The 8,686-nt window shown below is 62.9% G+C and carries 8 protein-coding genes, 1 tRNA gene and 2 pseudogenes; 5 read left to right on the top strand and 6 right to left on the bottom strand.

Going from position 1 to position 8,686, the window contains the following annotated elements:
- Both DL899_RS18760 and DL899_RS18755 read left to right on the top strand, forming a co-directional pair.
- A partial coding sequence (locus DL899_RS18760) for an integrase core domain-containing protein (protein ID WP_162685459.1) occupies positions 1-197 on the top strand: 197 nt, incomplete at its 5' end.
- Positions 198-294: 97 nt separating this feature from the next.
- Positions 295-744, top strand: a complete 450-nt coding sequence (locus DL899_RS18755; protein ID WP_111735844.1) for a hypothetical protein — start codon at positions 295-297, stop codon at positions 742-744.
- 41 nt (positions 745-785) lie between these two features.
- On the opposite strand, the pseudogene DL899_RS18750 reads toward DL899_RS18755, so the two are convergent.
- From DL899_RS18750 to ggt, 4 genes and pseudogenes are all read right to left on the bottom strand, one after another.
- Positions 786-1,004, bottom strand: a pseudogene (locus tag DL899_RS18750) (IS3 family transposase); the annotation flags it as partial.
- An 86-nt stretch (positions 1,005-1,090) separates the two neighbouring features.
- Positions 1,091-1,441 (bottom strand): annotated as a pseudogene (locus DL899_RS18745) (IS110 family transposase); the annotation flags it as partial.
- Between the two features lie 647 nt (positions 1,442-2,088).
- A complete protein-coding gene (locus tag DL899_RS18740; protein ID WP_111735843.1) occupies positions 2,089-2,400 on the bottom strand; it encodes an ETC complex I subunit in 312 nt (103 codons plus the stop codon).
- Between the two features lie 222 nt (positions 2,401-2,622).
- Positions 2,623-4,413, bottom strand: coding sequence for a gamma-glutamyltransferase (gene ggt, locus DL899_RS18735; protein WP_111735842.1), 1,791 nt, complete (start codon positions 4,411-4,413; stop codon positions 2,623-2,625).
- A 168-nt stretch (positions 4,414-4,581) separates the two neighbouring features.
- Here ggt and DL899_RS18730 point away from each other — a divergent pair, with 168 nt between their 5' ends.
- A complete protein-coding gene (locus tag DL899_RS18730; protein ID WP_111735841.1) occupies positions 4,582-5,556 on the top strand; it encodes a quinone oxidoreductase family protein in 975 nt (324 codons plus the stop codon).
- Between the two features lie 280 nt (positions 5,557-5,836).
- Here DL899_RS18730 and DL899_RS18725 read toward each other — a convergent pair whose 3' ends face one another.
- On the bottom strand, positions 5,837-6,823 hold the full coding sequence (locus DL899_RS18725) for a 2-hydroxyacid dehydrogenase (protein WP_111735840.1): 987 nt from the start codon (positions 6,821-6,823) through the stop codon (positions 5,837-5,839).
- Positions 6,824-6,928: 105 nt separating this feature from the next.
- On the opposite strand from DL899_RS18725, the gene DL899_RS18720 reads away from it, so the two are divergent.
- Together DL899_RS18720 and DL899_RS18715 are read left to right on the top strand one after the other, a co-directional pair.
- Complete coding sequence (locus DL899_RS18720; protein ID WP_111735839.1) at positions 6,929-7,441, top strand: SH3 domain-containing protein; 513 nt, start codon at positions 6,929-6,931, stop codon at positions 7,439-7,441.
- 66 nt (positions 7,442-7,507) lie between these two features.
- Positions 7,508-7,582 (top strand) — tRNA-Gln (locus tag DL899_RS18715).
- Positions 7,583-7,795: 213 nt separating this feature from the next.
- On the opposite strand, the gene DL899_RS18710 is transcribed toward DL899_RS18715, so the two are convergent.
- Complete coding sequence (locus DL899_RS18710) at positions 7,796-8,572, bottom strand: hypothetical protein (protein ID WP_162685662.1); 777 nt, start codon at positions 8,570-8,572, stop codon at positions 7,796-7,798.
- Positions 8,573-8,686 lie beyond the last annotated feature (114 nt).

Here is an 8,686-nt window from a genome sequence, read left to right as displayed (position 1 = left end):
GGACCCTGAAATACGAGTGCGTCTACCTGCATGCCTGGGAGACCGGGTCGGAAGCAAAGGCGGGCATCCGGAAATGGATGACCTTCTACAACCACCAACGCCCGCACTCGGCCCTTGGCGGCAGACCGCCAGCCGTGGTCTATTGGCAGAGAAATGAAACAACCAACCCCGATCAGCAGATGCAAAGAGTAGCTTGAATTACGCCAGATCCTGTCCAACCGATGGGGAGTAGCTCAGAGCAGCCTTGGTAAAGACCAATTCGGTATTATCGACAATGCACAAAAGCCGAGGCAGATGAAAAATGTGTCCGAACGGCTCACAGAGATTGATGTCGATAATAGGATCCTCAATGAGTCAGGATATGACCATACCGATGAGCAATTTAGGACGCCAATCGTCGGCCTCTACACGCAAATGCGTGATACGTGGGAGAGAATTGTCGAGGAGATCCTTCTCAACCGTGTTGTTCAGAGGTTCAGGCCGGAGATCATGACGCAGCGGCTTGAAGAAGCATGTATTGATCCGGGGAATGATTATCCGCCGATATTCGAGGGAATGAAGCGATGTTCCCATTATTCTGGACATGATCTCGCAGAGGACTTGCCGACAGAACTTCCAAAAGCAGACGAGATCGTGCAGGACATCGAAGCCCTCAAAGAATTCGCCAAGATTGCTACAGAACGTAGAAGCAAGCTTCGAAAGGGCCGCAAGTACGAAGAAGGCGTGAAGGCCATTCTTCTGTGAACTGAACCGCCCCGGTTTTGCCGGAGGCTGATTACTCCGTCTTACGCGACTTTATAGAACTCGTTGCACTGTTCAAAGAACATCTTCTCGGCCTCTGCTGGTGGGAGGTTCCCGATGGGTTGCAGCAGGCGGCGATTGTTGAACCAGTCGACCCATTTCAGGGTTACCCACTCGACCGCCTCTGCGGTCTTCCACGGCCCCAACCGGTGAATGACCTCCGCTTTGAAGAGGCCGATGATCGTCTCCGCCAGCGCGTTGTCTGAGAATGGCGGTGCAAGAGTCGGCCACGGTAGCGGCGGGATGTCCTTGCTGCGGGCGGCGAGTCGTCCACCTTTGGAGTGCGTCCCTGTTTCTCAGCGCTCTTCACCGCCACAAAACGCATGCTGGGGCGGCTGGCGGCTTCGGCTATCGCCTCAGCGTCAGCCCGATCATTCTTCTGGCGTTTCACGAACGGCTTCACATAGGCCGGAGGGATAAGGCGCGCCTCATGTCCATAAGACTGAGCGACCCGCCCCCAGTGATGGGACGTCGCACAGGCCTCCATCGCCACGACACAATCCGCTTGCTCCGCCAAGAGGTGATACAGACGCGGTCGCGACACTGACCTGTTGAAAACAACGGCACCGTCTGCCGTGACGCCGCAAACCTGAAAACTGCCCTTGGCAAGATCAATCGCCAATATGCTAATCTCTGACATGGATGCCTCCATCGTGTTGGTTCCTACAAAACCGTTATGGCACATTCGATGCCGTCGGGTGGGGGCATCCACCGCATCAGTTCAGTCAGCCCAATTACGCATGCTTCCCGCCCTTCGTGTCGAGCGTCTCGGCGCTAATCAGGTAAACGGGCCGAATGTCCGCTTCCACAAGACAGGTTAGGTACTGCAAAGTTACCAACTTGGCCGATCTGGCATGCGGACAGGCGAATTCTCAGCACAACCGCTCCAACTGCAAGGGTGCGAAAGCCTGGGATCGGAGCGGGCATCGGACTGCTCAGGATAACTCCTGCCCATATCTCGCCGGCACCGTCGAGTGACGCCGGAATTCTCTATCCCTGCCACACAATTTCAAGGGGTTGTAAAAACTATGCCCGAAATTCGGTACAAACACCCCTCAAATGGGAGGAACTATGCCTGAATCTACACAGGTCTTCGCTTCACGAAAGGCTACAGCCCCCCGTCTTGCCACCCGCTTTATGGATTTTATGAACGCTGCGATGCCTGAATCGCCCACGCCCCAGATACAGCGGTGAGCAGTCAGCTGGGCGCAATATATTGATCCAACACCAGCACCGCCGGATCTTCTGCCCGATTTCGCGCCAACTTAACCCCGATTTACAAATGCCTCAGTGCGTCCAGATGCCGCGCCGGTCGGTCGAGAAATTCTCGCCATAGCCGCGTTGACGAAGGATTGGCTTGCGCGGGTGGGGGTCCTGCACCACGACCTCGATGCCGTGTTCGTTGGCATAGTCCAGCGCCGCCTCCTTGGTGGGAAAGCGCAGGCGCACCTGGGTGCGGGTGTCGGCGGACGAGGTCCAGCCCATCAGCGGGTCGATGTCGCGCCCGCTTTCATTGGGGAATTCCAGCACCCATTGCCTGGTCTTGGCAGTACCGGACTGCATGGCGTTGCGCGCGGGCTTGTAGATACGGGCGGGCATCGGCGACCTCCTTGATCTGGGCGTGTTATTCCAAATCCCGGCAGCGCGGGCAAGAGCGCAATTGCGCGTAGCCCAAACAGGATCAGTTGTGATTGAACCAAAGCAATTACGGAAGGATCGCGCCCGGCCCCGGGGGTGGGCGCAATCGCGCCCGCCCTGGGGGGCGGGGCCGGGCGCGATCCGGGGCTGATGCCCCGGTGGAAAAAGTATACACCCCGAACCTTACCGCCCCAGCGCCACGCCCTCTCGGCGCGGGTCGGCGCCGCCGCGCAGGCCCCCTGCCCCCAGCGAAATTGCGTGCAAGCCCGAGTTGAGCACCCGGCGCTCGACCTCAAACCCCATCCCGGCCAGCGCACCGGCCAGCCCCACACCCACACGACCGCTTTCCACGTCATAGGTGCCGAAGCGGTTGACCAGATGCGGCAGCGCCACCGCCTGCTGCACGTCCATGCCCCAATCGATATGGGCGATTATGGTCCTGGCGACATAGCCGATGATCCGGCTGCCGCCGGGCGAGCCAACGATCAGCACCGGGCGGCCGTTCTTGATCACAATGCTCGGCGCCATCGAGGACCGCGGCCGCTTGCCCGGCTCGACCCGGTTGGCCACCGGCACCCCGTCGACATGACTGCGAAACGAGAAGTCCGTCAGTTCGTTGTTCAGCAAGAACCCCCGCACCATCAGGCGCGAGCCAAAACCGTTCTCGATGGTGGTGGTCATCGACAGCGCATTGCCAAAACCATCGACGATCGAGATATGCGAGGTCGAGGGAAATTCCAGCGCGCCGCCATCGGCCAGGTTCAGCGCGTGGTCGAATTCCGGCTGCCCCGGCGCGACCTCGGGCAGCGCGGTGTCGCCCTTCAGCAGCTCGGCGCGGCCGGCAAGGTAGGCGGGATCGATCAGCCCCTTCACCGGCACCGGCACGAAATCGCTGTCGGCGACGTAGCGGCCACGGTCGGCGAATGCCAGACGGCTGGCGTCGCCGATCAGCCGCCAGGCCTCGGCGCTGTCGGGACCCAGCGCGGCCAGATCATAGGGCGCCAGCAGGCCCAGTATCTGCCCCACCGCCAGCGCGCCCGACGATGGCGGCCCCATGCCGCAGACCTCGTGCCCGCGATAGGGCGCACAGACCGCCGGGCGTTCCCTGACCCGATAGATCGCCAGGTCGATGGGCGCCATCACCCCGGGGTTGCCGGGGGCGCTGCGTACCCTGTCCGCGATGTCGGCGGCAATCTGGCCGGTGTAAAAGGGCGCCGGTCCCTCTTGCGCCAGAATGCGCAGGGTGTCGGCATAGGCCGGGTTGCGCAGCGTCTGCCCGACCTCGGGCAACCGGCCGCCGGGAAAGAAATAGGCGCGCGTGTCAGGAAACCGCGCCAGCCGTGCCGCATCACCCGCCACCGCCAGCGCCAGCCGGGGCGAGACGGCGAAACCATCATCGGCCAGACGGATCGCATCGTCGAACAGCCCCGACCAGCCGGCCCGCCCCCAGCGCTCATGCGCGGCCTTCAGCAGCGCCAGCGTGCCCGGCACCCCGACCGAGCGCCCGCCCACCACAGCATCAAAAAATTCCAGTGGTGCGCCGGTGTCATCCTGGAACAGCCGCGGCGTCGCTGCCAGGGGTGCGGTTTCGCGCCCGTCCAGCGTGGTGATCTCGCCGCTGGCGCCATCATACCAGACCAGAAAGGCGCCGCCCCCCAGGCCAGAGCTTTGCGGCTCGACCAGCCCCAGCACCGCCTGCACCGCCACCATCGCATCCGCAGCGGTGCCGCCCCGTTCCAGTACTCGCGCCCCGGCCTCGACCGCCAGCGGATTAGCCGCCACGATCATCCAGTCCCGTGCCTCGACCGGCCGCCCGGCATCCTTTGCCGCCAGCGCATCGGCAACAGCGGCAGAGGTTGCGATCGCCCCTGCCCCGGCACCCTCGGGCGCGACGGTATCAGTAGCCTCCTGCGCCGCGATGGGCGCAGCAAACCCGGCAAGCACCAGCCATATCCCTACAACGATGACGCGCACGGCAATCCCTCCTGCCCGCCGCCCGGCCCGGCGGCGTCGTGACAGTCTGCCGCAGCCCTGCCATCACCGCAACCACGCCGCCAACATGTCGCCACCGGGATTGAAGCCGCCACGCTTTGGGTGCATCAATCCCCTTGAACCCAGACACCGAAACCGGAGGCACGCACCATGTCACGCACCATCGTCATCGAAGAGCCCGGCGGACCCGAGATGCTCAAGGTCGTCGAGCGGGAGGTCGGCGACCCCGGCCCCGGCGAGATCCGCATCCGTCACCACGCCGTCGGGCTGAACTTCATCGACGTCTATCAGCGCACCGGGCTTTACCCGCTGCCCCTGCCCCACGCCTTGGGGATGGAGGCCGCCGGCATTGTCGAGGCCGTGGGCGAGGGCGTCACCCACCTGAAAGAAGGCGACCGCGCCGCCTATGCCGCCATGCCCCCCGGCGCCTATGCTGAGGCGCGCGTCATGCCCGCAGCGCAGGTCTGCCCCCTGCCCGACTCGATTTCATACGAGGACGCGGCGGCGATGATGTTGCAGGGGATGACGGTGGAATACCTCTTTCACCGGGTCACGCCCATTGCCAAGGGCGACAGTGTGCTCTTTCACGCCGCTGCCGGCGGCGTCGGGCTGATCGCGTGCCAATGGGCACGGTCCGAGGGGATCGAGCTGATCGGCACCGCCGGGACGGACGCCAAATGCGCGCTGGCGCGCGAACATGGCGCCGCCCACTGCATCAATTACCGCGAGACCGATTTCGTGCCCGAGGTCAAGAAGATCACCAAAGATGCCGGCGTTGACGTGGTGATGGACGGGGTCGGCAAGGACACTTTTGATGCCTCGCTCGACTGTCTGAAACCGCTGGGCATGATGATCTCTTTCGGCAATGCTTCGGGCCCGGTCGAGCCGGTCAGCCTGCTGACGCTGGCCGCCAAGGGCTCTCTCAAGCTGACGCGCACGACGCTGTTCACCTTCCTCGCCGATCACGACCGCTGCCAGGCGATGGCGCGCCACCTGTTCGACAAGATGGAAAGCGGCGCAGTCAAGGTGAACATCGGCCAGCGCTGGCCGCTGGAAGAGATCGCCGACGCCCACCGGGCGCTGGAGGCCCGCGAAACGACCGGATCGACGGTGATCACGCTCTGAAACGGGCTGCGCGGGCGCCGGCCATCGGGGCGGCGCCCGCACACATCCAGGCGCGAGCCGCGCCAGTGACGCCGCGCGCGGGGGCGATCGGAACCGCCGTGCAGCGTGCTTTATGGTGACAGGTTCCGCCAAAGGCCGATCTTGCGCGCAACGGCAACCAAAGAGCCGCCGCATGGGGGCGCGGCGCCTCTGGCGCGGCGGCCTGCGGCCTTGTCCCGCGCCAAAGCCCGCTGTCGGATCGGGTATTTGGAACCAGAAAGAAGCCCGGGGGCGCGATCCCCTACAGCATCGAGGGCACGACCTGGTCGGGCGGGCGGTGGCCGTCATCAAAGGTCTTGATGTTCAGCAAAACCTTTTCGCCCATCTCGATCCGGCCCTCATGGGTGGCCGAGCCCATATGCGGCAGCAGCACCACGTTTTTCAGCGCCCGCAGCCGCGGGTTGATCTCGGCACCGCGCTCGAACACGTCCAGCCCCGCGCCGGCGATTTCGCCCGCGCGCAGCATCCGCGTCAGCGCATTCTCGTCGACCACCTCGCCGCGTGAGGTGTTCACGATCACCGCGTCGGGCTTCATCAGCTTCAGCCGGCGGGCGTTCATCAGGTGAAAGGTCGACGGCGTGTGCGGGCAGTTGATGCTGATCACGTCCATCCGCGCGACCATCTGATCAAGACTTTCCCAATAGCGCGCGCCAAGTTCATCCTCTATCTCGGGGCGCAGGCGGTGCCGATTGTGATAATGTATCTGCATTCCGAACGCGGTCGCGCGCCGCGCCACCGCCTGCCCGATCCGCCCCATGCCCAGGATGCCCAGCCGCCGCCCGGCCACGCGCCCGCCCAGAAAAGCCGTGGGCGCCCAGCCGTGCCATTCGTCCGCCTGCATCGCCGCCAGCCCCTCGGGGATGCGCCGGAGCACGGCGAGAATCAGCGCCATGGTCATGTCGGCGGTGTCGTCGGTCAGCACGCCGGGCGTGTTCGACACCAGGATGCCCCGCTGGCGCGCGGTATGCACGTCGATATGGTCGACCCCGGAGCCGTAATTGGCAATGAGTTTCAGCCGTTCGCCCGCCTGCGCGATCAGCCCGGCGTCAATGCGGTCGGTGATGGTGGGCACCAGCACATCCGCCGTCTTCATCGCCTCGGCCAGTTCGTCGCGCGTCATCGGCTTGTCGTCCTCGCGCAGGCGGGTGTCGAACAGCTCGGCCATGCGGCGTTCGACCGCTTCGGGCAGGCGTCGCGTTACGACAACACTCAGGCGGGCAGATGGCATGAAGCGTCTCCTTCGGCTTTCAAAGTTCGCGCGTTGCTGCCAGACTGACGCAGGACGCACCGGGGCACAAGAACCCCTTGAACATTGACGAGCAGGATTATCAGCATGCCGGTCGGATTGACCCGTTCCGTGGCCGCCCTATTCCTTGCCGCCTGCCTGTGCGCCTTCGGCATGCCCGCGCATGCGGGGGAACGCGGGCCGGTCACCAACCTGCCGCTGCCGCGCTTCGTGTCGATGAAGGCGAGCGAGGCCAATGTCCGCCGCGGCCCCAGCCTGACCCACCGAATCGACTGGATCTTCAAGCAAAAGGACATGCCGCTGGAAATCACCGCCGAATACGGCCACTGGCGGCGGGTGCGCGATCGCGACGGCGCCGGCGGCTGGGTGCACTATTCGCTGCTGTCGGGGGTGCGCACCGTGGTGGTGGAAAAGGACATGACCGAACTGCACGCGCGCCCCGCCCCCACCGCCCCCGTCGTGGCCCGGCTGGAGCTGGGCGTCGTCGCCCGGCTGAAGGCCTGCGAGGCGCAGTGGTGCCGGCTGGATGCCGACGGTTACAGCGGCTGGGCGCCGCGCGCACATCTCTGGGGGGTGGGACCCGATGAAACCGTCAAGTAATGGGGCAAATTTTGCCAATCCGCTCTTGAACCCGTTTCACGACCAGAGTAATTAGCGCGTCACAATTGGGGTGTGGCCTAGTGGTAGGGCAACTGTTTTTGGTACAGGAGATCGTAGGTTCGAATCCTACCACCCCAGCCAGTACCCATAACTACTTGATATTACTGTGTATTTATAAGAAATGGTCCGCAATTTCCGGGGCATTTCAACGCTCAGTAATACCCCAGACTCCACAAGCGTGGCAATTCCTGCCATATCTGAAAAAATCTGGAATCGCCATTTCCGCGCTAGCAGTTTGCACGGACGTACATCAGGAATGTTGGTCAGTTGATGGCTTTGTGACGGAGCGTTGTTTCAGAGCGTGGAAAACAGATCGCGCTGTTCTGACCAGATCGGCGAATAGGCATGCCGTAACAGCCAGTCAGATGTGAGGCCGGTCGGCTGGCGACCTTCCCGAACTGACCGGGTAACATCCGGGGCCAGGACGGCCAGTTCGATCAGTTGCTGAACACGGCGTTTTGAGAAGCCTTCAGTTTCGGCGATCTCGCCGATCGTCTTGCCGGATCTGACAAGATCGAAGTAACGGTGCGCGTGGCCAATGTTGCGCAGCAATGTTTTATCAACTTCTGCTGGTTCCGAGCCTATGATGAGTTTGGTCTCAACACCCCTTTTGCGATGCTGAAACGGGGCCGCGATTGACAGCAGATCTTCGACGACGCGGGTTGGAGTTACGTCGAGCAGAACGGCAAGACGTTCGGGCGAAACTGATATACGCAGTTCACCGGGAGCGATGTCGATGCGATGCACAAGGGCCAGATGGGTGCTGCACGCATCGCTTGTTGCGTCGGAATCCGGCTCCCCAATTGACGAGAGCTTTGTGCTGAAGTCAGCTGTCTCTTCTGTTGACGCGTTGTGAATGATCCCCGCGCGGAAATCCGGACGGTTCATATGCAGGGCAATCAGATCTGCAACCTTTGATTCCAGTTCTGGGGCTGGCAAGCGCCAACCGGACGGATCGCGTGGCGCGTTCCCACGGACAAGGCGATGCGATACGTAATACCGGAGCCTGCGCCCCTTCGAGGTCTTTGAATGGCTGGGCGTTAGCCGATCACCGGTCTTGTCCGTCGTCATATAAAATGGGACATCAGAGCGGTTTGCGGATTGGAGGCTCTGGCACGTTTGTGTGATTGATTATGCCGCCTGTTTTTGATGTTGCAAGCGGCGCTGTCGGATTGTCAGTTTCTT

Origin of the sequence: Roseovarius amoyensis (assembly GCF_003260265.1) — a bacterium.
Taxonomy (GTDB): Bacteria; Pseudomonadota; Alphaproteobacteria; order Rhodobacterales; family Rhodobacteraceae; genus Roseovarius; species Roseovarius amoyensis.
This window is presented reverse-complemented; position numbering and strand designations above follow the sequence as displayed.